This window comes from Saccharopolyspora hirsuta (assembly GCF_008630535.1).
Lineage (GTDB): Bacteria > Actinomycetota > Actinomycetes > Mycobacteriales > Pseudonocardiaceae > Saccharopolyspora > Saccharopolyspora hirsuta.
This window is the reverse complement of the sequence record NZ_VWPH01000009.1, coordinates 162,718-188,219: the sequence shown is the minus strand read 5'-3', so window position 1 is coordinate 188,219 and position 25,502 is coordinate 162,718. Positions and strand designations below refer to the sequence as shown.

20 protein-coding genes are annotated in these 25,502 nt (G+C 71.4%); 8 read left to right on the top strand and 12 right to left on the bottom strand.

The genetic code is table 11. The features are described from left to right. Window positions 1-18: 18 nt before the first annotated feature. From F1721_RS20815 to F1721_RS20805, 3 genes are read right to left on the bottom strand one after another with little or no spacing between them, the layout of a single operon-like run. Window positions 19-411, bottom strand: coding sequence for a PPOX class F420-dependent oxidoreductase (locus tag F1721_RS20815; protein WP_150068402.1), 393 nt, complete (start codon window positions 409-411; stop codon window positions 19-21). Continuing rightward, on the bottom strand, window positions 408-1,331 hold the full coding sequence (locus tag F1721_RS20810) for a transketolase family protein (protein ID WP_211840549.1): 924 nt from the start codon (window positions 1,329-1,331) through the stop codon (window positions 408-410). Before F1721_RS20810 ends, F1721_RS20815 begins: the two co-directional genes overlap by 4 nt. Next, the gene (locus F1721_RS20805) at window positions 1,331-2,026 is read right to left on the bottom strand and encodes a thiamine pyrophosphate-dependent enzyme (RefSeq protein ID WP_150068401.1); all 696 of its coding nucleotides are present in this window, start codon (window positions 2,024-2,026) and stop codon (window positions 1,331-1,333) included. Before F1721_RS20805 ends, F1721_RS20810 begins: the two co-directional genes overlap by 1 nt. Window positions 2,027-2,142: 116 nt before the next feature. Here F1721_RS20805 and soxR point away from each other — a divergent pair, with 116 nt between their 5' ends. After that, a complete protein-coding gene (gene soxR / locus F1721_RS20800) occupies window positions 2,143-2,589 on the top strand; it encodes a redox-sensitive transcriptional activator SoxR (protein ID WP_150068568.1) in 447 nt (148 codons plus the stop codon). 1 nt (window position 2,590) lies between these two features. On the opposite strand, the gene F1721_RS20795 is transcribed toward soxR, so the two are convergent. The 3 genes from F1721_RS20795 to F1721_RS20785 all read right to left on the bottom strand — a co-directional run bounded on the left by F1721_RS20795 (window position 2,591) and on the right by F1721_RS20785 (window position 6,388). Then, on the bottom strand, window positions 2,591-3,271 hold the full coding sequence (locus F1721_RS20795; protein WP_150068400.1) for a response regulator: 681 nt from the start codon (window positions 3,269-3,271) through the stop codon (window positions 2,591-2,593). Then, a complete protein-coding gene (locus tag F1721_RS20790; RefSeq protein WP_150068399.1) occupies window positions 3,268-4,887 on the bottom strand; it encodes a sensor histidine kinase in 1,620 nt (539 codons plus the stop codon). Before F1721_RS20790 ends, F1721_RS20795 begins: the two co-directional genes overlap by 4 nt. Before the next feature lie 175 nt (window positions 4,888-5,062). After that, the gene (locus F1721_RS20785) at window positions 5,063-6,388 is read right to left on the bottom strand and encodes an FAD-dependent oxidoreductase (RefSeq protein ID WP_150068398.1); all 1,326 of its coding nucleotides are present in this window, start codon (window positions 6,386-6,388) and stop codon (window positions 5,063-5,065) included. Window positions 6,389-6,502: 114 nt separating this feature from the next. Here F1721_RS20785 and F1721_RS20780 point away from each other — a divergent pair, with 114 nt between their 5' ends. Both F1721_RS20780 and F1721_RS20775 read left to right on the top strand, forming a co-directional pair. Then, a complete protein-coding gene (locus F1721_RS20780; protein ID WP_150068397.1) occupies window positions 6,503-7,108 on the top strand; it encodes a TetR/AcrR family transcriptional regulator in 606 nt (201 codons plus the stop codon). A gap of 125 nt (window positions 7,109-7,233) precedes the next feature. Next, window positions 7,234-8,583, top strand: coding sequence for a cation:dicarboxylate symporter family transporter (locus F1721_RS20775; protein ID WP_150068396.1), 1,350 nt, complete (start codon window positions 7,234-7,236; stop codon window positions 8,581-8,583). Between the two features lie 64 nt (window positions 8,584-8,647). Here F1721_RS20775 and F1721_RS34495 read toward each other — a convergent pair whose 3' ends face one another. Beyond that, window positions 8,648-8,806: a hypothetical protein gene (locus F1721_RS34495; RefSeq protein ID WP_170301549.1), complete on the bottom strand. Its 159-nt coding sequence runs from the start codon at window positions 8,804-8,806 to the stop codon at window positions 8,648-8,650. Between the two features lie 138 nt (window positions 8,807-8,944). Between F1721_RS34495 and F1721_RS20770 the strand changes: the two genes are divergently transcribed. After that, window positions 8,945-9,331: an effector-associated constant component EACC1 gene (locus F1721_RS20770; protein ID WP_150068395.1), complete on the top strand. Its 387-nt coding sequence runs from the start codon at window positions 8,945-8,947 to the stop codon at window positions 9,329-9,331. A 1-nt stretch (window position 9,332) separates the two neighbouring features. Then, window positions 9,333-11,540: a caspase, EACC1-associated type gene (locus F1721_RS20765; protein WP_150068394.1), complete on the top strand. Its 2,208-nt coding sequence runs from the start codon at window positions 9,333-9,335 to the stop codon at window positions 11,538-11,540. 12 nt (window positions 11,541-11,552) lie between these two features. On the opposite strand, the gene F1721_RS20760 is transcribed toward F1721_RS20765, so the two are convergent. Both F1721_RS20760 and F1721_RS20755 read right to left on the bottom strand, forming a co-directional pair. After that, the gene (locus tag F1721_RS20760) at window positions 11,553-13,610 is read right to left on the bottom strand and encodes a phosphocholine-specific phospholipase C (protein WP_246155231.1); all 2,058 of its coding nucleotides are present in this window, start codon (window positions 13,608-13,610) and stop codon (window positions 11,553-11,555) included. A 142-nt stretch (window positions 13,611-13,752) separates the two neighbouring features. Beyond that, window positions 13,753-18,210, bottom strand: a complete 4,458-nt coding sequence (locus F1721_RS20755; protein ID WP_170301548.1) for an nSTAND1 domain-containing NTPase — start codon at window positions 18,208-18,210, stop codon at window positions 13,753-13,755. A gap of 323 nt (window positions 18,211-18,533) precedes the next feature. Here F1721_RS20755 and F1721_RS20750 point away from each other — a divergent pair, with 323 nt between their 5' ends. Next, window positions 18,534-19,874: an MFS transporter gene (locus tag F1721_RS20750; protein ID WP_150068391.1), complete on the top strand. Its 1,341-nt coding sequence runs from the start codon at window positions 18,534-18,536 to the stop codon at window positions 19,872-19,874. A gap of 70 nt (window positions 19,875-19,944) precedes the next feature. Here F1721_RS20750 and hisB read toward each other — a convergent pair whose 3' ends face one another. The 3 genes from hisB to hisD form a co-directional block, all read right to left on the bottom strand. Next, complete coding sequence (hisB, locus tag F1721_RS20745) at window positions 19,945-20,562, bottom strand: imidazoleglycerol-phosphate dehydratase HisB (RefSeq protein ID WP_150068390.1); 618 nt, start codon at window positions 20,560-20,562, stop codon at window positions 19,945-19,947. Further along, window positions 20,559-21,677, bottom strand: a complete 1,119-nt coding sequence (locus F1721_RS20740; RefSeq protein ID WP_150068389.1) for a histidinol-phosphate transaminase — start codon at window positions 21,675-21,677, stop codon at window positions 20,559-20,561. Before F1721_RS20740 ends, hisB begins: the two co-directional genes overlap by 4 nt. Before the next feature lie 224 nt (window positions 21,678-21,901). Further along, window positions 21,902-23,212, bottom strand: a complete 1,311-nt coding sequence (gene hisD / locus F1721_RS20735) for a histidinol dehydrogenase (protein WP_150068388.1) — start codon at window positions 23,210-23,212, stop codon at window positions 21,902-21,904. A gap of 205 nt (window positions 23,213-23,417) precedes the next feature. Between hisD and F1721_RS20730 the strand changes: the two genes are divergently transcribed. Both F1721_RS20730 and F1721_RS20725 read left to right on the top strand, forming a co-directional pair. After that, window positions 23,418-24,677: a M14 family metallopeptidase gene (locus F1721_RS20730; RefSeq protein WP_150068387.1), complete on the top strand. Its 1,260-nt coding sequence runs from the start codon at window positions 23,418-23,420 to the stop codon at window positions 24,675-24,677. Between the two features lie 145 nt (window positions 24,678-24,822). Beyond that, window positions 24,823-25,500 (top strand): YqeB family protein, encoded by a 678-nt coding sequence (locus F1721_RS20725; protein ID WP_150068386.1) that lies wholly within the window; start codon window positions 24,823-24,825, stop codon window positions 25,498-25,500. Window positions 25,501-25,502: the final 2 nt, after the last annotated feature.

The window sequence follows — 25,502 nt, the reverse complement described above, 5'->3', positions numbered from 1 at the left end:
GGCTACCGGCGCGGGCGGTCAGCCCACGTTCCGGGCTTCGAGGCGATCTGCGTCGATGCCCCACGACAGGATGCGCGTCGGGTGGATGCGGATCACGTCACCGCTGAGGCCGCCCTCGGTCGACCCGACGCCGAGCAGCGCCTCCGCCTCCCCGCGGATCTCGATGCCGCGGACCCGCCACGGGTTCCGCGAGGCGATGTCGTCCACCACGAACGTCACCCGCGGATCCCGCAGCACGTTGCGCCACTTCTGCGACTTCGCGTTGTGGTAGCCGGGGACGTCGATCGTCCCGTCCGGACCCAGGTGCACGCCCACCGGCCGGGCCTGCGGCGCCCCGTCCGGCCCGAGCGTGCACAGGCGTCCCAAGCTCTGGCTCTCCAGGTACTCGATCTCGCCGGGGGTGAAGGTCATCGGGCAGCTCCGTCCAGGAAGTCGCGGATGGACTCGGCGATCGCGGTCGGCCCCAGGCCGTGCGCGGCCTCGTGCTCGTCGGCCGTCCCGTACGCGCGCAGCTCCTGGTCGCGGCGGACGCCCAGCGCCAGGGTCCGGTGCGCGACGTCGGCGAGCGCGTCGTTGACCTCGTGCGTCGAGGTGCCGCGCAGGTACGGCTCGACCAGCACCACGTCGGGGCTCGCCGCTCGCACGGCCGCGCGCAGCCCGGTGGCGTCGAACGGGCGGATGGTGGCCGTGTACAGCACGGTCACGTCGAGCGCGGCGGTGGCGGTCAGGACCGGGTCCAGCATCGGGCCAACGGCCAGCACCACTGCCCGGCTCCCGCTGCGCACTGTGTGCCAGCCCGGGCCGGTGACCAGCGGTTCGGCGTTGACCCGCTCGGAGAGCCGCAGGTAGACCGGCTCGTCGCCGGGCAGCGCCGAGCGCAGCAGCGCGTCGACCTCGGCCGGGTGGCCGGGGACGTGCACGGTCCAGCCGGGCAGCGTGTCGATCAGCGCCACGTCGCCGGGCGCCATGTGCGTGCGCCCCGCCGTCGGGTAGTCGTACGAGGCGCCGGTGCTGACCACGATCGCACCGACGCCCTGGTGGCTGAGGTCGAGCTTGAGCTGCTCGAAGGGGCGCTCCACGAGGAACGGCGTGATCGAGTGGACCACCGGCCGCAGCCCGGTCAGCGCCAGCCCGCCGCCGACGCCGACCATGGCCTGCTCGCGGATGCCGACGTTGAGCACGCGGCGGGGGTGGCGCTGCGCGGCGTCCTCGAAGCGGTCCGCGGAGATCTCCGCGAGCACGACGGCCACCCGCGGATCGGTGTCGAGGGCTTCGGTGGTGGTCCGCACGAACTGCTCGCGCATGGTGGTGGCGGTGGTCGGGGCGGTCATCACAGCTCCTTGGGCTCGACTTCGGCGACCACCGCGAGCGGGCGGTCCGGGCGGGTGTCGGTGAGGGCGCGGCGGAGTTCGCCGTGGTCGCGGCCGTTCACGGTGTGCACGGCCCAGCCCTCGCGGGCGAAGCGGTCGGCGATGCCGCCGGGCCAGCCGGTGCTGGAGGAGCGGTTGTCCACCACCACGGTGGTCAGCTGGCCCAGCCCCCAGCGCCCGGCGACCTGGATGGCCTCGTGGTTGCTGCCCTCGTCGAGCTCGGCGTCGCCGACCAGCACGACGACCCGCGGCCGCTCGCGGCCCTGGGCGCGCAGGCCCAGCACGACGCCGAGCCCGAGGGGCAGGCCGTGCCCGAGGGAGCCGCTGCCGATCTCCACACCGGGGGCCAGCACGCGGTCGGGGTGGAAGCCCAGCCGGGAGTCGAACTCGCCGAAGCAGGACAGCTCGGCGGGGTCCAGGAAGCCCTTGGCGGCCAGCACCGCGTAGAAGGCCATCGGGCCGTGGCCCTTGGACAGCAGGAAGCGGTCCCGGTCCGGGTCGTCGGTGCGCTGCGGATCGACCGACAGGACCTGGTCGTAGAGCACCCACAGCACGTCGAGGGTGGAGGTGGCGGCGACGTCGTGCTTCTCGTCGCCCGTCATGGCGCTCATCAGCGGCCGGAGATCGGCGTACCCGCGCGTTGTCGTGATCGTCATGCGCCCCAGGGTGAAACTTCGAGTTCACTCGAGGTCAAGGCCCCGGCCGCGGGAAATACCTGCACCATGCTATAGGTTTTTCGGCTAGCCTGGCGGACGTGTCGAAGCTACCGAAGATGCTGACCATCGGTGAGGTCGCCCACCGCAGCGGCGTCGCGCAGACCGCGCTGCGCTTCTACGAGGACCGCGGGCTGATCTCCAGCACCCGGACCACCGGGAACCAGCGCCGCTACGACCGGTCGGTCCTGCGCCGCCTGGCGTTCATCCGCTCCGCGCAGCGCGTCGGCCTGAGCCTGGAGCAGATCGCGGAAGCCCTCGGCACGCTCCCCGACGACCACGCCCCGACCAAGGCGGACTGGGCACGCCTGTCCCGCCGCTGGCGGGACGAGCTGGACGCCCGCATCGACGGCCTGCAGCGCCTCCGCGACCGGCTGACCGGCTGCATCGGGTGCGGCTGCCTGTCCCTGCGCACCTGCGCCCTGCACAACGCCGACGACAGGCTCGCCGAGCTCGGCCCCGGTGCCCCGCTGCTCCGCCCCGCCTCGGAACGCGGGGTCGGGTGAGTCAGGCTTCGCCGATCCAGCGGTAGGTCATCTCCGGGCGGCCCACACCCCCGTAGAGGGGGCGGCGTTCGGCCATCCCCTTGTCCACCAGGTATTCGAGGTAGCGGCGGGCCGTCACCCGGGAAACCCCGGCGGATTCCCCGATCGTGCCCGCCGGGGCCCCTTCCGGAGCCGCGCGGAGGGCGGAGACCACGGCGGCCAGGGTTTCGTCGCTCATGCCCTTCGGGAGGGCCGCGCGGTCCACCCCGCGGAGGGCCGAGAAGGCCCGGTCGATCTCCGCCTGGCCGCTGACCTCCCGGTCGTGGCCGAGGCTCGTGCGGAACTTCGCGTAGTGCTCCAGCTTCTCGCGCATCGCCGCGAAGGTGAAGGGCTTCAGCAGGTACTGGACCACCCCGCTGGACACCGCGGCCCGGACCACCTTCAGCTCGCGGGCCGAGGTCACCGCGATCACGTCGGCGTTGCTGCCCGCGGTGCGCAGGGCCCGGGCCACCTGCAGGCCGTCCATGTCGGGCAGGCGGAGGTCCAGCAGGACCAGGTCCACCGGGGTCCGCTCGACGAAGCGCAGGGCCGCCTGGCCGGTGCGGACCCGTCCGGCGACCGCGAAGCCATCGATCCGGTTGACGTAGGCCTCGTGCGCCTCGCCGACCAGCGGGTCGTCCTCCACCACCAGCACCGAGATCACCGCGCCACGTCCGTTCCGGACGGCAGCCGCACGGTGAACACCGCGCCGCCGTCGCTGGTCACCTCGATGCTGCCGCGGTAGCGGCGCACGCTCTGCCCGACCAGCGCGAGGCCGAGGCCGCGGCTCGCGTCCTTCGTGGACCAACCCCGCTCGAACAGCCGCTGCGCCGTTCCCGGGTCCACCCCGGGGCCGTTGTCGGCGACCCGGATCAGCACTCCGTCCGAAGTGGACCGGACGGTCACCGACACCCGCGGCTGCGGGCGCTCCAGCACGGCCTCCACCGCGTTGTCGATCAGGTTGCCGAGGATCGTCACCAGGTCGCGCGAGTCGATGTGCGCCAGGTCGACGTCGTCGATCTCGGTGTCGTCGGTGAGCACGACCTCCACCCCGCGCTCCCCCGCCTCGGCGCTCTTGCCCAGCAGCACCGCGGCCAGCACCGGCTCGCCGACCGCCCCGACCACGCGGTCCGTGAGCTGCTGGGCGAGCTCCAGCTCGGCGGTGGCGAACGCGACGGCCTCGTCGGCGCGGCCGAGCTCGACCAGCGACACCACGGTGTGCAGGCGGTTGGCCGACTCGTGCGCCTGGGAGCGCAGCGATTCCGCGAAGCCGCGCATGGAGTCCAGCTCCCCGCTCAGCGCCTGCAGCTCGGTGTGGTCCCGGAGCGTCACCACGGTGCCCAGGTCGCGGCCCTCGCTGCGGATCTGCGAGACGTTGACCAGCAGCACCCGCTCGTCGGTCAGGTGCACCTCGTCGCGCACCGTCCGCCCCGCGCCGAGGCTGTCCACTAGGGACTCCGGCAGTTCCAGGTCGGACACCCGCTGCCCCTCGACGGCCAGCGGGTCCAGGCCCAGCAGCAGCCCGGCGCCGTCGTTGCACAACGTCACCCGGCCGGTCGGCGAGATCAGCAGCAGCCCTTCGCGGACCGCGTGCAGGATCGCGTCGTGGTACTCGTACATGCGGCTGAGCTCGGCGGGCCGCAGGCCGTGCGTGTGGCGGCGGAGCCGGGCGCTGACCAGGTAGGTCAGCAGCCCGCCGACCAGCAGCGCCCCGGCGGCGACCAGCACCAGCACGCTGACCTGCTGCTCCAGCGCCAGCGAGATCGACCGCACGGTGATCCCGTCGGAGACCAGCCCGACCAGCCGGTGCCCGTCGTCGTGGACCGGCACCACCGCGCGCACCGAGAAGCCGAGCGTGCCGGGGAAGATCTCGGTGAACACCTGCCCGGCGACGGCCTGCTCGATGTGCCCCAGGAACGGCTGCCCGATGCGCGTCGGGTCGGGGTGGGTGTAGCGGATGCCCTGCGGGGACATGATCGTGATGAAGTCGACGCCGGTGTCGGCGCGCACCCGTTCGGCCAGCGGTTGCAGCGTCGCGGTCGGGTTCGGCGCGACCAGGGCGTTGCGGACGTCCGGCTGCGCCGCCAGGGTGCGGGCCACCGCCACGACCTTGTCCCGGGCCGCGTCCTCGGTGCGCTGCCGCGCGTCGTACCAGGCCAGCGCGGTTCCGGCGAGCACGACGACGGCCACCACGACGACCTGCAGCACGAACAGCTGGCGGGCCAGGCTCCACCGCGGTCGGACGCGGCCGAACCAGTTGCGCGCATCGGCGGTAGGCATGACGGACCCGGGGACGAATCTGGTGCGGACCTCCGGAGGTTACACCACGCGCGACCTGCGGAAATCCGGCCGACCAGCGGTTTCCGCAGGTGACGGCCCGTGAGCGTTTTGCGAGGTTATCGCACCAGAAAACACTCACGGGACCTGACCAGCGGAAACGGAGCCGCATCGGCCGCTAGGACACCCGGGCCGGGCTCCGCCGGGCGAACGCGGGAGCGCGTTCCGGGCGGATGCCGATGCCTCCGATGTAGCCGGTCAGCCCGCGCAGGGCCGGGAATCGCCGCAGGAGTCGCAAGAGGACGGGCAGCTTGCGCTCGTCGAGCGTGCCGTCCAGCGCGGGGCGCAGCAGCATCTCGTGCTCGCCGCGCTGCGACTGCTGCGCGACCACCACGGGCAGCGACCGCCGCCGCTGGATCTTCGCCAGCACGCTGGTGGGCACGTGCCCGCGCCGCAACGGCTCGGCGAGGAAGCGCGCTGCGGCAACGGCGTCCTGCACGGCGATGTTCACGCCGACGCCGCCGACCGGCGACATCACGTGCGCGGCGTCGCCGATGCACAGCACCCCCTCGCCGTACCAGCGCCGCAACCGGTTCATCTCCGTCCTCAGGAGCTTCACGTCGTCCCACGAGCGCACCGGTTCCAGCTGCTCCTCGGACCAGCCGAACAGCTCGGCCAGCTGCGCCCGGAAGACCGAGATGTCCTGCGCGCGAAGGGCTTCGTCATGACCCTTCGGGATCAGGTAGGCGGTCTGGTAGTAGTCGCCGCGGTCCATGGTCACCGCGGCCCGCCCGCCGCCGAAGCGCCCGAACACCTCGCCGTCGGTGGCGCCGTCCGCCTTGGCCGCGCGCACCTGCCAGACGTCCATCGGCAGCTCGAAGTCGATCGACCGCAGCCCGGCCGCGCGGCGCACCACCGACCACCGGCCGTCGCACCCGACGGTCAGCGGGGCCGCGAGCTCGCGCTCCACCCCGTCGACGTCGCGGTAGCGCACGCCGGTGACGCGGCCGGAGCCGGTGCGCAGGCCGGTTACCTCACTGCACATCCGCAGGTCGAAGGAGGGTTCCTCGGCGGCGGCCGCGGCCAGCAGGTCCAGGAAGTCCCACTGCGGCACCATCGCGATGTGCCGGTGCGGGCCGCGCAGCCGCCGGAAGTCGGCCATCACCACGGTCGTCCCGCCGACCTGGATCCGCATCTGCTCCAGGTGCCCGGCGGGGAGCCGGGCGAACCGCTCCCCCAGCCCCAGCTCGTCGAGCAGCCGCAGCGTCGAGGGGTGCACGGTGTCGCCGCGGAAGTCCCGCAGGAAGTCGCGGTGCTTCTCCAGCACCGTCACCCGGACTCCGGCTCTCGCGAGCAGCAGGCCCAGCATCATCCCGGCCGGGCCGCCGCCGACCACGCAGCACTGGGTCTGTTCCGCCTCGCAGTCCCGCCCCTCCGGGTTTTTCAGTGGTGGTTGCGTCTGCGGTGATCTCGCGTTCTGCGGTTTCTCGTGGCTGGGTTGCATCGCGGTCCCCTGAGGTGCGGTTGAGCAGGACTCGACACGAGGGGGTGTCGGGGCACCACGCTAGCAGAAACTTAGAGCGACTCTAATTTTGTATCCGCTGTAGGATCGGTGCCCATGAGCGGACTGCGCGAGCGCAAGAAGCGGCGCACCAAGCAGGCCCTGATCGACGCCGCGCTCCGGCTGTTCGACGCCAAGGGCTACGACAGCACCACGGTCGCCGAGATCGCCGCGGCCGCCGAGGTGTCACCGGCGACGTTCTTCAACTACTTCGCCACCAAGGACGAGGTCGTCTTCGCCGACGACGCGATCTACGGCGAACTGCTCGCGCAGGCCTTCGCCGACCGCACCGCCGACGAATCCCCGGAAGACCTGCTGCTGCGCACGATCGAGCAGCTCAGCACCGCGGAGTCCTGGAGCTTCCCGCTCGACCACGAGCTCACCCGCGTCCGCGCCCGCCTCATCGCCGAGGTTCCGGCCCTGCGCGCGGGCGCGCTGCTGCGCAACGCGTCCCTGCAGCAGCAGCTCGCGCGCGGCCTGCGCGAGGCCTACCCCGACGAGCTCGACGAGCTGCACGCCGCAGCCCTCACCGGCGCCCTGCTCGGCGCGATCGACGCCGTCATGCACGCCGGTCTCGCCACCCCGGACAGCACCTCCGACGTGGTGCGGCGCGCGGCCGAGATCGCGCTGCGCGGCCGCTCCCGACATCCGCGACATTCGTGAACACAATGAACACAAGCGTGACGACGGTGTTGCCCGGCGCAGATAGTCTCTTCCCGGCCACACCGTGACCTGGGCCACGGGTGGACCTCGAGTATGACCCGGCCCGCCCAGGTAGGAGCACAACTGTGGCAAGCAAAGACGCTGCGGCACCACGTCGCCGGGACCGGACGCACTACCTCTACATCGCGGTGATCGTCGCCGTGCTGGCCGGTATCGCCGTCGGTTTCCTGGCCCCCGATCTGGGCAAGGCCCTCAAGCCCCTGGGCACCGGCTTCGTCGAGCTGATCAAGATGATGATCTCGCCGGTCATCTTCTGCACCATCGTGCTCGGCGTGGGCGGCGTCCGGCAGGCCGCGAAGGTCGGCAAGGTCGGCGGTCTCGCCCTCGCCTACTTCATGGTCATGTCGGTGGTCGCCCTGATCATCGGCCTGCTGGTGGGCAACGTGCTGCACCCCGGCGAGGGCCTGCACATCAGCGACGAGATCCGCGGCCAGGGCGCGGAGCAGGCCAGCGAGGAGGCCCAGAGCACCACGGAGTTCCTGCTCGGGATCATCCCGAAGACCCTGCTGTCCTCGCTGACCGAGGGCCAGGTGCTGCAAACGCTGCTGGTCGCGCTGCTGGCCGGTTTCGCGCTGCAGGCGATGGGCGACAAGGGCGCCCCGATCCTGCGCGGCATCGAGCACGTCCAGCGCCTGGTGTTCAAGATGCTGGCGATGGTGATGTGGGCGGCCCCGGTCGGCGCGTTCGGCGCGATCGCGGCGGTGGTCGGCGCGACCGGCGTGGAAGCGCTCAAGGGCCTGGCGGTCATCATGCTCGGCTTCTACGCGACCTGCGTGCTGTTCATCTTCCTGGTGCTGGGTCCGATGCTGTGGATGTTCGCGCGGGTCAACATCTTCTCGCTGCTGCGCTACCTGGGCCGCGAGTTCCTGCTGATCGTGTCCACCTCGTCGTCGGAGGCGGCGCTGCCGCGGCTGATCGCGAAGATGGAGCACCTCGGGGTGAGCAAGCCGGTGGTGGGCATCACGGTGCCGACCGGATACTCGTTCAACCTGGACGGCACCATGATCTACCTGACGATGGCCTCGCTGTTCATCGCCAGCGCCCTGGGCGACCCGCTGTCGGTGGGCGAGCAGGTGGGTCTGCTGCTGTTCATGATGATCGCCTCGAAGGGCGCGGCCGGGGTCAGCGGCGCAGGCCTGGCGACGCTGGCCGGTGGCCTGCAGTCGCACCGCCCGGAGCTGCTCGACGGCGTCGGCCTGATCGTCGGCATCGACCGCTTCATGTCCGAGGCCCGCGCCCTGACCAACTTCGCGGGCAACGCGGTGGCCACGGTCCTCATCGGCTCCTGGACCAAGGAGATCGACCGCGACCAGATGAAGCAGGTCTTCGCGGGCGAGAGCCCGTTCAACGAGCAGTCCTTCGTGGACGACCACGAACCCCAGCCCGAGGCCGAGAAGGCAACGGCCAAGAGCTGACCCAAGACCGAAGGGCACCTCCGGGCCACCGCGGCCCGGAGGTGCCCTTCACCGTTCGGGGGGGTCAGCCGTAGATCATCCAGCCGATGCCGCCGACGACGGCCATGACCGCGGCGACGGCGAGCATGATCGAGAAGCCGCGCGCCGTCTTCCACGTCGCGTAGACGCCGCCGACGAGGAAGCCCGCCAGCGCGAGCAGGATGATCGGGAGAACGTCGCCCATACCCGGCAGCGTACCCAGCCGGTTCCTGCACTCCGGACACCGCTCGCGGTTCGCCGCCCCGAGCCTTGCCGTCCGCGACCCGCGACAATAGTGTCACCGCCAGTCACGAGATCGACTCGATGGTCCACTGGGGGACGAATGGCAGTGCGAATTCGGGTGCTGGAAGCTCGCGATCAGCACGAAGAGCTGCGGTCGCTGCACCAATGGCTGAGCTTGGAGGACGAGCTCCGCGGGCAGGTCTCGCTCGACCAACCGGCGCCGCGCCCCGGCGAGATGGGCACGCTGGCGGACGCGCTGGTGGTCGCGCTGAGCGCTGGCGGTGCGGTGACGGTGCTGGCCCGTTCGCTGTCGGTGTGGCTCCAGCAGCGGCATTCCGACATCACCGTGGAGATCGAGGACGACGGATCGCAGCGGCGCGTGACGGTGGACGCCAAGCGCATCCAGAACCCCGAGGAGGTGCTGCGCAGCGCGCTCCAGCAGCTCGAAGCGCAGCCATCGGAGGCGCGGCCCGAGCAAGGGGGATGACGTGCGATTACCCCGCCGGGACGCCTCGCGCGCGGTCCTGATCGGAACCAGCACCTTCACCCACCTGACCGACTTGCCCGCGGTCCGCAACAACCTCCGGGACCTCGCCGCCGCGCTGACGAGCGACCGGGGCGCGGGGCTCGACGAGGAACGCTGCACGGTTCTGCCCGACCCCGACAGCCTCGGCGCCCTGGGCGCGCACCTTCAGGAAGCCGCGGCGCAAGCGCAGGACATGCTGCTGGTCTACTACGCGGGCCACGGCCTGGTCGACCCGAAGAGCGGGCACCTGTACCTGTCACTGCCGGAAACCCAGCGCGACCTGCTGAAGTTCACCGCCCTGCCGTTCAGCCACATCAGCGAGATCATCTCGAACTCCACCGCGCGCAACCGCGTGATGATCCTCGACTGCTGCTTCTCCGGGCGCGCGCTCGCGGCCATGGGCGAGCAGGAATCCGTGGTGACCGGCCAGATCGAGATCGACGGCTCCTACACGCTGGCCTCCGCACCGGCCAACACGCCCTCCACCGCTCCCGAGGGCGCCGAGCACACCACCTTCACCGGCGAACTGCTCGCGCTGCTGCGCGACGGAATCGCCGACGAACCGCACCTGCTGACGCTGGACAGCCTCTACCGCGGCCTGCGGCGGGTGCTGGTCAGCCGCGGCATGCCACCGCCGCAACGGCTGGGCACGCAGACATCCGACATGCTCGCCCTCGCGCCGAACCCGGCCTACGCGCCGCCGGAACCCGAGCCCGCACCCGAGCCGGTGGTCGAAGCCGACACCACGACCCCGCAGCAGTGGTACGAGCAGGGCGCCCGCAACGGTGACACCGACGCGATGTTCAAGTACGCGATCATCCTGGGCGAACGCGGCCGCAAAGCCGAGGCGAGCAGCTGGCTGCTCCAAGCCGCCACAGCTCACCACCCCGATGCGATGCTGCGGCTCGCCCAGAAGTTCTGGGCCGAAGGCGAACCCGCAGAAGCCGAGTCCTGGTACCGCGAAGCGGCGGAGGACGGCCTGCCCGAAGCGATGTTCAACCTCGGCATCCTGCTGAGGGCGCAGAACCGCGACGGGGAGGCGATGCCGTGGTTCGAGCGGGCGGCGGCAGCCGGCAGCACCGGCGCGATGTACCACCTCGGCGCCCTGCACGAGGAGAACGGCTCGCCCACCGAGGCTGAGGAGTGGTACCGGCAGGCGGCGGCCGACGGCGACGACGACGCGATCCTCCACCTCGGCATCGTCGAGGGGCGACGCGGCAACGTCGCCCAGGCACTTCGCTGGTTCCACCGCGCCGAGGCCTCCGGGCACATCCCCGAGCAGGAGATGACCAAGCTCAGGCAACAGCTGAGCCGCATCGACGCCAGGACCGACACCGCGCAGAAGGCGAACGACCGGGCGAGAGCCGTCGCCGGCTTCGCCGCGTCCTTGCGCACCAGCCGCGCTGAGACCAGGAACAGCAGGCAGTTCCGGGACGCTGCCGACGCCGGGGACGCCGACGCCAGCGCCGAGCTCGGGCGGCTGGCGGAGCAGGCCGGGCAGTTGCGCGAGGCCGAGTTCCACTACCGCGGGGCAGCTGCCAAGGGCAGCGTGAAGGGGATCTTCGCGCTCGGCCTGTTCCTGCACGAAAGGGGCCAGCAGCAGGAAGCCGAGCAGTGGTACCGGAGCGCGGCCAAGCTCGGCCACGCCCGCGCCATGAACAACCTGGGCGTGCTCTGCCAGGACGACGAGCGCATCCAGGAAGCCCGCGGCTGGTACGAGCTGGCGGCGAACCGCGGCGAAGCGGTCGCCACGTTCAACCTGGGCGTGCTCGCGGAGGACGAAGGAGATGCCGCGGAAGCCCGGTCCTGGTACCTGCGGGCTGCGGACGACGACGTCGAAGCCGCGTTCCGGCTGGGCGTGCTGGCAGAAGCGGGCGGCGAACGCGTTGCGGCGCTGAAGCAGTACAAGCGGGCCGCAGACCGGGGGCACGTCGAGTCGATGTACCGGCTCGGAATCATGTTCACCGGCTGGGACCGGGAGGAGGCCGAGCGGTGTCACCGGCGGGCCCTGCGCAACGGGCACCCGGAGGCGGCGACGGCGTTGGTTCGATTGCGGAAGGAGCGAAGTCGCCTGTCCCGCGCGGTCGCCCGGCGGGCGACCGCCCCGGAGGGCGATCGCCACGAACCGGCGGTGGTCCCACCACGCGCGACTCGCCGGGTGGCCCGGTGAGCCCGAGCGGGTTCAGCCGGTGACCCCGGGGGCGCCGTTCTCGGCTCGGCCGGTGATGCGGCGGCGGTAGGTCTTGTCCTGCGGGGTGGTGATCTCCACGTCGTACCAGCCCTGATCGGTCGGCCACTCCATCGGTTGGGCACCGCCCGCCGCGACGCGGACCTGCTTCTCGTGGACGACGTAGCCGACCGAGCGCAGGCGGAGCGTGATGTCCTGCTGGCCGCCGTTGCGCAGTTCCAGCGCCAGGCCGCGGACCGTGTGGCGGGTCTGGACGTCGACGCCCGCCGCCTTCCCGGCTCGCGATCCGCTCAGCTCGAACCAGAACCGGTTGGGGCCCTGCACCGCCAGGCGGTACTCGTCGCGGACCGGCACCGTCACCACCTGCTCGCCGAGGACGTCCACGTGGGACGGTTCGGGGAGCTCCCCGGCGTACGGGTAGATCGCGAAGTGCGCGGACGCGGCACCGACGTTGCCGAGCCGCAGCACCACGGCTTCCCCGTTCAGAGCGCCCGAGACCTGCGGCTGGTAGGGCAGCGCTCGGGCCGGGCGGCGGCCCGGCTCCTGCACCGGAAGCGCTTGCTCCGCAGGGGGTTTCGGATGCCAGCGCTTGATCGGGTCGGGCACCGGGCCCGGTTCGGCGGGCTTGGGCGGCTCTGCCGCGTTGTCGAAGTCGAACACCGAGGTCAGGTCACCGCACGCGGTGCGCCGCCAGGAGCTGATGTTCGGCTCCTGCACACCGGTCCAGCGCTCCAGCAGGCGCAGCACCGAGGTGTGGTCGAAGGTCTCGGAGTTGACGAAACCGCCGATGGTCCACGGCGAGACCACGGTCATCGGCACCCGCGGGCCGAGGCCGATCGGCTGCCCGGCGTAGTAGTCGTCGCCCTCCCCCGACTCCGGCTTCGGCGGCACCGGCGGCGGCACGTGGTCGAAGAAGCCGTCGTTCTCGTCGAAGTTGAGCAGCAGCGCGGTCTTCGGCCACACCTTCGGGTCGGCGATCGCGTCCAGCACCCGGTAGATCAGGTTCGCGCTGCCCACCGGCGTCGAGCTGCCCGGGTGCTCGGAGTCGGTGGAGGACGGCACCAGCCAGACGACCTGCGGCAACCGGTTCGCGGCGATGTCAGCGCGCAACCGGTCGACCAGCGTGCCCGGCTCGCTGCGGTACATCGCGCGGTCGAACAGGCTCCGCTCGGCGGCGGTCAGCGAAGCGCGGCCCGCGTCCAGCTGCTTGAGCAGCCGCTGCTGCTCCTCGGCGGGCTTGTCGAACAGCGCGGTGTAGAACTCCTCGGTGGTGCGGTACTCGCCGTCCACCGGACCGAGCACCTTGCGCCCGATCTCCTTGAAGGTCTTGAAGTACTCCACCGGGTTGTCGGTGAAGTTGTCCCACTCCTGGTAGATCTGCCAGGACACCCCGGCCTGCTCCAGCCGCTCCGGGTAGGTGGTCCACTCGTAACCGGCGTGGCCGTAGTCGTAGGCCGCGTTGGTGACGGCGCGCTCGGTGCTGCCCGGCTCGTAACCGGTGGTGCCGGTGAACAGGTAGTTGCGGTTCGGGTTGGTGGAGCCGAAGACCGAGCAGTGGTAGGCGTCGCAGATGGTGAAGGTGTCCGCCAGCTCGTACTGCAGCGGGATGTCCTGCCGCTCGTAGTAGGTCATGGTGGCCGCGGTCTTCGCGGCGATCCAGTCGTTGTTCCAGCCGCGCGCCCAGGCCTTGCCGCTGCCGCCCCAGCTGTGGTCGAGGTCGCCGAGGTACTGGATGTCCGACACCGGCCGCCCCTCGCGCTCGGCGCCCTGCCGCAGCGAGAACGGCAGCACCTCGCCGCCCGCCTTGGGCTGCTGGAACACCGAGCGGCCGTCGGGCTGCTGGAGCGGGTGCCGGTCCCCGAACCCGCGAACGCCCTGCAACGTCCCGTAGTAGTGGTCGAACGAGCGGTTCTCCTGCATCAGCACGATGACGTGCTCGAGTGCGTCCAGCCCGCCCGCCGGCACCGGCTGGGCCATAGCCCGGTGGAGTGAAGGCGGCAACAGCGAAGCGGCAGCGGCGCCGCCGACCGCACCAGCGGCACCGGCGAGCACCCGACGTCGAGAAACCTCAGTCACAACGGGCCATGGTTATCGACGAAACCCACGCCCGGGAGACCCCGCGGTGACGCATCGGTGAACCACCCGAGTCATCCGAACGGCGCAACGACCGGCGTCAACCGGACTACGCTCCGTGTCAGACCAGCCCGAACCGGACCCGCTCCTGCTCGGTCAACCGCCGCACGCCCCGCTCCTCGGCCTCGCGCAGGAGACGCTCCGCGTCGGTGTCGACGTTCCAGGTGAGCACCCGGCGGTCCTGCCCGGCGCTCATCAGCAGGCCGTCGTCCCGCCAACCGAGCACGGTGACGGCCCCCTCGTGCGCCTGGGAGGTCGTGATGACGTGGCCTGATCCCGGGTCCCACAAGCTGATCCGCCCGTCGTCGTCGGCGCTGGCCAGCGGCCGCCCCGGCGTCCAGGCCAGGACGCGGACCTGCACCGCGTGCCCGATGGTCAGCACCCGCCCCTGGTGCGCGTCCCAGATCAGCAGGCCGTCATCCCCGGCGCTGACCAGCCGATCGTCGTCCAACCACGTCAGCGCCCGCACCACGTCCGTGTGCCTGCGCAGCTCTCGAACCTGCCCGCTGCCCGGCTCCAGGAGGCGGACGACGAAGTCGTCCCCACCCACCGCCAGCACACCGCCCGCGCTCCAGGACATCGCGCTGACGCGCGTGATCCGCTCCGTCAGGTCGGCGAACTCACCGGTCGTCGGGTCCCACAGGGAAACCCCGCGGTCGGTGCGCGCCGCGGCGAGCCGGTCGGCCGAATCCCACGCCAGCGCGCTGAGGCGGTTCTCGCCGACCGAGATGACGCGGCTGTCGCCCGTCCTCCCGTCCCACACGCGGAGTTCGCCGTCCAAGCCGACCGAGGCGACCAGCCCGGTGCCGGACACGGCGACGACGTCGGCCGGGCCGTCGTGCTGCCGGATGGCCCGGCTCTGCTGGAAACCGCTGTTCCACAACCGGATCCGGTCGTCGTAGTCCGAAGTGGTCAGTTCGCCGTCCGGCGACCAGGCGAGCCAGCTGGACCCGCTGCCGGAGTCGAGCTGGAGCGTCTCGGACGTGCTCTGGTCCCAGATGATCGCGGGCTCCGCCAGGGCACCGGAACTCGCCGCGAGCTGCCCGGCCCCGGACCAGGCGAGCACTTCGACGCCGTAAGCGTGCTCGTGCACCAACCGGGACTCGGCCGCGTCCGGCTCCAGAACCCGCACCGCGCCGTCGCTCCACCCGCTGGCGAGCACACCGTCTTCGGACCACGCGAGCACTTTCAGCTCGTCGTCCTGCTGGTCGACGATCCGGTTCTGCCCGTTCTCCGGGTTGCACAACCGCACCGTCTGATCGCCTCCGCTGGCCAGCAGCCCGTCAGGCGACCAGGCCACCGCCCGCACAGCCTTGGTGTGCACGGCCAGCAACGTCGACCGGCCGGATTCGAGGTCCCAGATGCGCACCGCACCGCTGTCGTCGCCGGTGGCCAGCCTGCCCTCCGGCGACCACGCGATCGTCTCGATCTCGCTGAGCAGGTAGTCGTCCCGCTTCAGCACCTTGGCGGTGTCCGAAGCGGAATCCCAGACCTTGAGCCCGCCGTTGCTCGTACCGGCCGCGAGCAGACCCGTGCTGGACCAGGCGAGAGCTTCCACCACCCCGGCGAATTCCAGCACGGTCCGGGACTCCCGGCTCCGCGCGTCCCAGACGTGCACCTGGTCCCGCTCGCTCCAGGCGAGCAAGCCGGTCGGCGACCAGGCGAGGCCGTTGATCGCGCCGCTGCCGCACCTCACGAGCGAGGTCTCCGCCCCGCGGCGGTCCCACACCCGCACTTCGCTGTAGTCGTCGTAGTTCCACCTCGCGCTGGCCAGCAAGCCCTCCGCCGACCAGGCCAGCAGGTCGGCGGTGCCGGAGTGCGCATCGCGGCCGAGCCGCGCGGCGTCCTCGGCACCGATCCGCCAGAGCTTGCCGTCCGAGCCGACGGTGAGCAGGTCGGTTCCGCGCGCGGAACCACCGCAGGCCGAAGCCGGTCGGCGCTGCTCGACGTGCTGGCCGCGATCGGCGCGGATGAGATCCGCTGAACCGGAGTTCATGCAGATCAGCAAGTTCCCGCCCGGGGCGGGGAAGACCGCCCACACCTGGTCGGCGCAGTACCGGAGCGTGCGCAGCGCCTTGGACCTGCTGTCCCAGGCGTCGATCCGGTAGGCGCTGCCCAGCCCAGAGCGGACCCCGATGATCAACTGCTCCCGGCTCGCCCAGGTGGCGCCGAGGAGATCGTTCCGCCAGTCGCGCAGGACCTCGGTCCCCCCGGTCGCGGGATCCCACACCCGGACCGCGTGGTCGTCCACGCTTGCCAGCAGCCCGGTTTCCGACCACGAGAGGGAGTTCACCCCGCTGACGTGCTCGTGGACGACCGCGGTTTCGCCGGTGCCGGGATCCCAGGTGCGGACGATCCCCTCGTCGTCGCCGATCGCCAGCTTCCCCGTCGGACCCCACTCGGCGTGCCCGACGTCGTCCGAGCTCCCCAGCAGCGCGGAGGGCTCCGCTTCGCCGGGGGCCCGCACGGCCAGCTGGCCGTTGCGGTCGTAGGCGAGCCACCCGGTCGAAGACATGGCCAGCGGGTGGCGCACCGGCCCCTGCTGGTCCACCAGCTCGACCTCACCGGCCGCCAGGTCCCAGCGCTTCAAGCCCGCTGCGTCACCGAAGACCAACGTCTCGGCGCTCGTCCACTCAGCGGTGAACAGACGCCCCTCCTTCGGCAGCTGGCGGACCTGCACGGGTTGTTCTTGCGCGATGTCGTGCACCATGAGGACGCCATCGCGATCCACGGCCCACAAGCGCCCGTCGTCGTCCCAGCGAACAGTGATGATGCGATCGGCGTGCCGCCGCATGCTCCAGACCAGCGGGTCGTTCAGGCGGGCCCAGAGCGCGGCCGTCGTGGCATCGTCCTGGCTGAGCTCGACGACTTCCCGAGCGACGGCGAGCGCCAGCTGCGGATTCGCGCTCTTGACCTGATCGGCCTGCTGGGCAGCCGCGATCGCCCGGCTCCTCCGCGCCTTCCGCCGCGATTCCGCCGATGCCGCGCAGAACTCGCGGAGCAGCGCGCTGCACTCGACCGCCTCCGTCACGGCCACGGCCTCGTCGACCTGGCTCTCCGGCAGCAGCAGGTCCGCACGGCGGTCTGCCTGGTCCCACTCCTGAGCGCGTTGCTGGAAGGTGGTGCGCTTGCGCAGCAGCGGGCGCTGCGCGGCCAGGCGGCTGCGCAGGGGTTCCCACTGCCGGAGCAGGGCTTCGTGGGCGAGGTCGCGCTGGCCGTTCTCGTCGTCCACCAGCAGGCGGGCTTCCAGGAACTCGTCGACGATGTGCTTCTCGTCGGCGTCGAGGTCGTCGAGCCGCACGCGGTTGCGCGTCGGGTCCTCGGCGTGCGAGGCCCACGACACGAAGCGCAGCAGCGTCCGCAGGACCTTCTCCTCGTCGTGCTGGCGGGACAACCGCGCCAGCACTTTGTCCGCAGTGGACGAGATCGCCTGCTCGACCCGGCCGGAGTTCACGTACTCCTGCAACGTGATCCGGCCGTCGGAGCCGTAGTCCTCGTAGAGGTTGTGCAGCAGGTGGGCCAGCAGCGGCAGGACGTCGGCGCCCGCCTCCGTCGCGTCGTCGACCATGGCCGCGACCGCGTCGGGGTCGATCTCCACGCCCGCCTTGCGGGCCGGGCCGGTGATGATCTGTCGGAGCTCCGCGCGGTTCAGCCGGGTCACGAAGTACGCGTCGCGCAGCAGCGCCCCGCTCGGCTCCGGGAGGAAGTCGTCGATGAACTCCGCCCGCATCGTGGCGACCACGTGCAGGCGCTTGTGGTCGGCGAGGGCGGTGTGCAGGACGGCCATGAACTCCTGCCGGGTCTGGGCGTCGACCTGCGTCACGAGCTCCTCGGCCTGGTCGAGCAGCAGCGCCGCCGGGCGGTTGCCGCCGACCAGCCCGCGGAACACCGCGTTGATCACCTCGGGGTGCTCCGAGCGCGGGTCGTCGGTGCGCCGCAACCGCTCCAGGGCGCGCCGCCCCTCGACGCGCAGGTCCCGGACCAGCGCGTCGGCGTCCGGCTTCGGCAGCTCGCCCTGCAGCTCGTGCACCAGCGAGCCGAACGGGTCGCGGTTCAACGTGATCGGCGCGGTGAGGTTCCACCGCCGCTTCCGCAGCTCGACCGCCAGCCCGGCGTTGACCAGCGACGACTTGCCGGAGCCCGAAGGCCCGGCCACCAGCTGGAACCGGTCCTCCGGCGCTCCCCCGGAGACGTCCAGCCGGTCGTGCAGCTCGCGCTTGGCGCCTTCCCGGCCGAAGAACACCGACTCGCGCTCCTGGTCGAAGGCCTGCAGTCCCGGGTACGGGTTCTTCCCGGCGTCCCAGTCGTGCTCGGTGCGCAGCTTGCGCTGGCGCCACGCGTAGTAGCCCGCGGGCACCAGGACCCCCGCTCCGATCAGGAGCTCCGAGTGGTCGCGGATCAGGGTGAACGGCGGCGCCCAGCCGTCGGCGCTGTTGGTCGCGAGGTTCGTCAGGAACCCGAGTCCCGCGCCGTAGATCAGCACCGCGAAGTCCCGCAGCGGACGTTCCTGACGCGCCACCCAGATCCTCCTCCGCCGACAGCGCCGATCAACGCGCTCCGCACCGTCATACCAAAGTGCGGAGAGCCGGAGACGCGATTCGCGCGACTCCGGCGCGCGGGATCGCGGCGCAGTGCGGAGATCGACTCCGCGGAAGCCGCCCCGCACCATCGACCGGACACCGTTCCCGCTGGTAGCAGGCTTACAGTGGGGTGTCCCCGGCGGCTGAGCGCTGCGCTGTTCGGCGACTCCGGTCCGTGATGGGGGTTGACACGGGCTCGGCACGACCGGAGCATGAGCCGACCGACAGTCGACTGTCAACAGTCAGCCGAGCAGGAGAACGCATGAGCAGCGCCCAGGCAACGCCGCACCGGGTGCACGGCACGCCGGACCGATTGCGGGTAGCGATCGGCAGCGGTGTCGGTACCACCATCGAGAACTACGACTTCATCGGATTCGGCACCGCCGCCGCCCTGTACTTCGGCGACGTGTTCTTCCCCGATTCCGATCCCCTGTCGGCGACGCTGCTGTCCTTCGCCACGCTGGGCATCGGCTTCGCGGTCCGGCCGCTGGGCGGGGTGCTCGGCGGCTTCCTCGGCGACCGGATCGGCCGCAAGCCGGTGCTGGTCGGGTCGCTGCTGCTGATGGGGCTGGCCACCGTGTGCATCGGCCTGCTGCCCACCTACCAGCAGGTCGGCGTGCTGGCGCCGATCCTGCTCGTGCTGGTGCGGGTGGTACAGGGCCTGGCCTTCGGCGCCGAGTGGGGCGGCGCGATCCTGATGACCTACGAGCACGCCCCGTGGCGCAAGCGCGGCCAGTACACCGCGATCCCGCAGGCCGGGTTCCCGCTGGGCCTGCTGCTGGCCAACTTCGCGTTCCTGGCCAGCACCCCGCTCGGCGACCAGTGGGCGTGGCGGGTGCCGTTCCTGCTCAGCGCGGTGCTGGTGTTCGTCGGCATCGTGATCCGCTACAAGATCGCCGAGTCGCCGGAGTTCGAGGAGCTCAAGGGCGACGGCGAAGTGGTCAAGAACCCGATCACCGAGGTGCTGCGCAGCGACTGGCGCAACGTCCTGCGCGCGTTCTGCCTGCGGATCACCGAGACGGCCGGTTACGCGGTGGCGATCACGTTCATGCTCACCTACCTGGTGCAGGGCGACGACCCGCTGACCGACAAGTCGGTGACGCTGACCGCGGTGGTCACCGCGGCCGGGATCGGCCTGTTCACCACCCTCGGCTTCGGCCGCCTCGCCGACCGGTTCGGCCGCCGCCCGGTGTACCTGTTCGGCTGCACCCTGGTGGTGCTGTTCGGCGTCCCGATGTTCCTGCTGGTCAACACGGGCGTGGCGGCGCTGGTCGTGGCGACCTTCGTGATCAGCTTCGCAATCTGCCAGAACTCGCTGGCGGCGGTCCAGGGCGCCTGGTTCGCCGAGCTGTTCCGCACGAAGACCCGCACCTCCGGCGCCTCCCTGGCCTACCAGGGCTCGGCGATCGTCTCGGGCTTCACGCCCCTGCTGGCCACGACGCTGTTCAGCGCCTTCGGCTGGATCGGCCCGGCCCTCCTGTTCAGCGCCTACGGCCTCCTCGGCCTCATCGCCACCCTCATGACGGCCGAAACCTGGGGCCCGCAACAACGAGCCGAAACGGCCCGCCTCGAAGCAGCCACCCCCCAACCCGCCCTCGACTGACCGATCCCGGGGAGATGAAAAGGGGCGCCTTCCGCCGCGGCGGAAGGCGCCCCCCAGCTGTCAGACCGCGCTACAGGGCGCCCTTGGTGGAGGGGACGACTCCGGCGAAGCGGGGGTCCGGTTCGACCGCTGCTCGGAGGGCTCGGGCGATCGCCTTGTACTGGGCTTCCGCGATGTGGTGCGGGTCGCGGCCGTGGACCACCCGGACGTGCAGGTTGATCTGGGCGTGGAAGGCCAGGGACTCGAACACGTGGCGGTTGAGGACGAACGGGTAGTTCCCGCCGATGGTGAAGCTGTTGTACTGCTCCGGCTCGCCCGTCATCACGCAGTAGGAGCGGCCCGAGACGTCCACCGCCGCGTGCGCGAGGGTTTCGTCCATCGGGATCCAGGCGTCGCCGAAGCGGCGGATGCCCTTCTTGTCGCCCAGCGCCTGGCGCAGCGCCTGGCCGAGCACGATCGCGGTGTCCTCCACCGTGTGGTGCGCGTCGATGTGCACGTCGCCGGTCGACTTCACCTTCAGGTCGAAGGCGCCGTGCGTGCCCAGGGCGGTGAGCATGTGGTCGTAGAACGGGACCGTGGTGTCGATGTCGACCTGTCCGGTGCCGTCGAGGTCGAGCTCGACCAGCACCGAGGACTCCTTGGTGGTGCGCTCGACCCGGCCCGCGCGGGTTCCCGGCTGGAATGTCACTGCTGGATCTCCTCGCTCGCTGCCTTGCCGGCCGCCAGGAAGGCGTCGTTCTCCGCCGGCGTGCCGATGGTGACCCGCAGGTGTCCGGGGATGCCGACGTCGCGGATCAGCACGTCGGCGTCCAAGTAGCGCTGCCACGCGCGGTGCGCGTCCGCGAACCGTCCGAACAGGACGAAGTTGGCGTCGCTGGGCACCGGCGAGAAGCCCTGCGCGGTCAGCTCGCGGACCACCCGTTCCCGCTCGTCGATGAGCGCCTGCACCGAACCGAGCGTCGCCTCGGCGTGCCGCAGCGCGGCGCGCGCGGCGGCCTGCGTGACCGCCGACAGGTGGTACGGCAGCCGCACCAGCAGCAGCGCGTCGATCATCGCCGGTGCGGCGGCCAGGTAGCCGAGCCGACCACCGGCGAACGCGAACGCCTTGCTCATCGTGCGGCTGACGATCACCTTCGCCGGGTACTGCTCGATCAGCTCGATCGCGCTGGGCCGGGCGGAGAACTCGGCGTAGGCCTCGTCGACCACCACCACACCGGGCGCGGCGTCGAGGATCGCGCGCAGGTCGTCCTGCGACACCGACTGCCCGGTGGGGTTGTTCGGGCTGGTCACGAACACCACGCTGGGCTGCTTCTCGGCGACGATCCGAGCGGCCTCGGGGCCGTCCAGGCTGAAGTCGGCGCGGCGCGGCGCCGGAACCCAGTCGGTGCGGGTGCCCGCGGACAGGATCGGGTGCATCGAGTACGACGGTTCGAAGCCGAGCGCGGTGCGGCCCGGCCCGCCGAAGGCCTGCAGGATCTGCTGCAGCACCTCGTTGGAGCCGTTGGCGGCCCACACGTTCTCCATCGCCAGCGGCACCCCGGTCGCCCGCGTCAGGTAGGCGGCCAGGTCGGTGCGCAGGGCCTTGGCGTCGCGGTCGGGGTAGCGGTGCAGCTCGGCGGCGGCTTCGCGCACCGCCGCGGTCACGTCGTCGACGAGCTCCTGCGGCGGTGGGTAGGGGTTCTCGTTGGTGTTGAGCCGGACCGACACGTCCAGCTGCGGTGCGCCGTAGGGGCTGCGGCCGCGCAGGTCCTCCCGCAGCGGCAGGTCGGCCAGCGTCGTCTCGGCGCCCAGCACGTCACTCATGTGTTCAACCTTCGTTTGTCTTCAGAGCGGCACCAGCCGCTTAGCCCACCCTCGCAGGGCGACCACCCGCGGGTTCTCAGACCGTGCCCGCCCGAACTGGGCTCTTGGCGAGGCCAGTCCCGTTCGCCGTGTATCGGACACACATCAGAACGGGCTCCCGCAGTCCAGACGGCGTCTGAGGTTCCGCTAGGTGACCACCTGAGCAAGACGACCTCACCCTCTCCTCAGAAGCGGGCGGTGATCGCCTGGCCGTGGGCCGGGAGGTCCTCGGCGTCGGCGAGCGCCACGACCTTGTCCGCGACGTCGCGCAGCGCCTGCTCGTCGTAGGAGATCACGTGGATGCCGCGCAGGAAGCTCTGCACGCTCAGGCCGGACGAGTGGCGCGCGCACCCGCCGGTGGGCAGCACGTGGTTGGAACCCGCGCAGTAGTCGCCGAGCGACACCGGCGCGTACGGGCCGACGAAGATCGCGCCCGCGTTGCGGATCTTCGCGGCCACCGCCTCGGCGTCGGCCGTCTGGATCTCCAGGTGCTCGGCGGCGTAGGCGTTCACCACCCGCACGCCGTCCTCCACCGTGGACACCAGGATGCAGCCGGACTGCTCACCGGTCAGCGAGGTGCGGATCCGCTCGACGTGCTTGGTCCGCGCCACCTGGCGCTCCAGCTCGGCGTCGACCGCGTCGGCCAGCTCCGGCGAGGAGGTCACCAGCACGCTGGCCGCCAGCGGGTCGTGCTCGGCCTGGCTGATCAGGTCCGCGGCCACGTGCACCGGGTCGGCGGTGCCGTCGGCCAGCACCGCGATCTCGGTCGGCCCGGCCTCCGAGTCGATGCCGATCAGGCTGCGCAGGTGCCGCTTGGCCGCGGTCACGTAGACGTTGCCCGGCCCGGTCACCATGTCCACCGGCGCCAGCTCGGCGCCGTCGGTGTCCTCACCGCCGTAGGCGAGCAGCGCCACCGCCTGCGCGCCGCCGACCGCCCAGACCTCCTCGACGCCGAGCAGCTGCGCGGCGGCCAGGATCGTCGGGTGCGGCAGGCCGCCGAACTCCGCCTGCGGCGGGCTGCACACCACCAGCGACTCCACCCCGGCGGCCTGCGCCGGGACCACGTTCATCACCACGCTGGACGGGTACACCGCCAGCCCGCCCGGCGCGTACAGGCCGACGCGGGCCACCGGCACCCAGCGCTCGGTCACGGTGCCGCCGGGCACGACCTGCGTGGTGGTGTCGGTGCGGCGCTGGTCGGCGTGCACCTTGCGGGCGCGGCTGATCGACTCCTCCAGCGCGGCGCGCACCGCCGGGTCGAGCTCGTCGAGCGCGCGGCGCAACTCGGCCGCCCCGACCCTCACCCGTTCCGGTCGAACTCCGTCGAACTTCTCGGTGAACTCCAGGACCGCCGGCACACCCCGGTCGCGGATCTCCTCGATCAGCGGCCGGACCCGGTGCAGCACGTGCTCCACGTCCATCTCGGCGCGCGGCAGCGTGGCGCGCAGCTCGACGGTGGACGGAACGCGACCGCGCAGGTCGGTACGGGTGAGCATGAGCGTCCTTCCAAAGGCCTCGAGGTTGCACCAACCAGGGTAATCGCCGCCGCCGGGGGCTGTCCCCGAACCCGGTCGGCGGTCACACACCGTTCCGCCATCCGGGAAAACGTCAACGGGCGACCATTGTTCGCCAGTGGCTTGCCAACACCGGTGCCCTCCTAGAACCTCTCCACGTCACCACCAGTGATCGATCGGAGACCCGATGTTCAGCTCACGGCGCAAGGCAGCGGCCGTGGCGGCCGCCGCGTGCCTGGCCCTGCTGGCCCCGATCTCGGCCAGCGTGTCCGCGGAGCCGACGCCCGCCGCGCAGGAACCGGCGATCTACACCGTCCCGAACACCGACAGCACCAGCCGCACCGAGATCAACCGCACCGGCGCGCAGGTGCTCTCGGTCCGCGACGGCGTGGCCACCGTGGAGGCCACCCCCGACCAGGCGCAGCGGCTGCGGGCCGCCGGGTTCGCGCTCGGCGAGGGCACCGGGATCGGCGAAGCGCTGCAGCGGATCAACCGCGGCAAGGCCGCGCCCGGCGACTTCCCGCCCGGCTACGAGGGCTACCACACCTACGACGAGACGGTCGCCGAGCTCGACAAGATCGCGAGCGACCACCCCGACATCGCGGCGAAGTCCAGCATCGGCAAGTCCTTCGAGGGCCGCGACATCCCGGTGCTGAAGATCAGCGACAACGTCGGGCAGGACGAGGATGAGCCCGAGGTGCTGTTCGACTGCAACCAGCACGCCCGCGAGCACCTGACCACCGAGATGTGCCTGCGCATCGCGAACCGGTTCACCGACGGCTACGCCTCCGACCCGGCTGTCAAGGACTCCGTGGACAACCGGGAGATCTGGGTGATCCCGATCGTCAACCCGGACGGCTCGTCCTACGACGTCGAGTCCGGCGAGTTCCAGGGCTGGCGGAAGAACCGGCAGGACACCGGCACCGACCTCAACCGCAACTGGGGTTACAAGTGGGGCTGCTGCGGCGGTTCCAGCGACGACCCGAACGCCGAGGACTACCGCGGCACGGCCGAGTGGTCGGCGCCGGAGACCGCGGCGATGCGCGACTTCATCAACTCCCGGGTGGTCGGCGGCACCCAGCAGATCAAGGCCGCGATCGACTTCCACACCTACTCCGAGCTGGTGCTCTGGCCGTTCGGCCACACCCAGGACGACGTCACCGAGGGCATGACGCAGGAGGAGTACGACCGGTTCGCGCGGGTCGGCGGGGAGATGGCCCAGTCCAACGGCTACACCCCGCAGCAGTCCAGCGACCTCTACGTCACCGACGGCGACAGCCTGGACTGGATGTGGGGCCAGCACAAGATCCTGGCCTACACCTTCGAGATGTACCCGGCCAACGGCGGCGGCCTGGACGGCTTCTACCCGCCCGCGGACGTGATCGAGAAGGAGACGGCCCGCAACGACGCGGCGGTGGACATCCTCCTCCGCGAAGCAGGCGCCTGACCCGCACGAGAGGGGATCGGGGCCCGGGATGCCACGGCATCCCGGGCCCTTCTGCGTTGGCCTGGCGAGAGGTCGGGAAGCTGACGGTCCGGGCCCCGCAGGCGCGGTGTCGGCCCGGGTGGTGGGGCGTGGTGATAATGGCTGCATGGCTGGCGAATCCGCTCCGACCACAGTGGTCGAGCACGCGCTGCTGCGGCGGGGCACCTGGATCATCTTTCCGCTGCTCGGGGCGCTCGTGGTGCTCCTGCTCCGGTTGGTGTCCGGGTGGGTCGCCGGGTTGTCGTGGGCACCGTTCCAGGGCGTGTTCGAGCTGGCCGCCTCGGTGCCCGATCCGTGGGGGACGATCGGGGCGATCGCGATCGGCGCGCTCATCGGGTTCGGGTTCGCCGGGTTGTTCGCGCAGGAGCGGCTGGCCGTGACCGTCGACGCCGAGCGGATCACGCTGGCCGTCGGGACGTCCGAGCAGCACCTCGACCGCGACGACGTCGACGCGGTCTTCGTGGACGGCAAGGACTTCGTCGTGCTGGACGGCGCCGGTGCCGAACTCGCCCGCAGGCGGTCCGAACTGGACCGCAAGGAGCTGCGGAAGGCCTTCACCGCGCACCGGTACCCGTGGCGCGACGGGGACCCGCACGAGTACCGGCTGTGGAGCGGCGAGGACTCCGAGCTGCCGCTGCGGATCAACGCGCTGATGGCCGACCGCGAGCGCGCGCTGCGCAAGCGCGACCACAAGGAAGCCGCGCTGCTGCGCGCTGAACTCGCCGAGCGCGGCATCGTGGTGCGCGATGCGAAGCAGCGGCAGTACTGGCGCTCGGTCGGCTGACC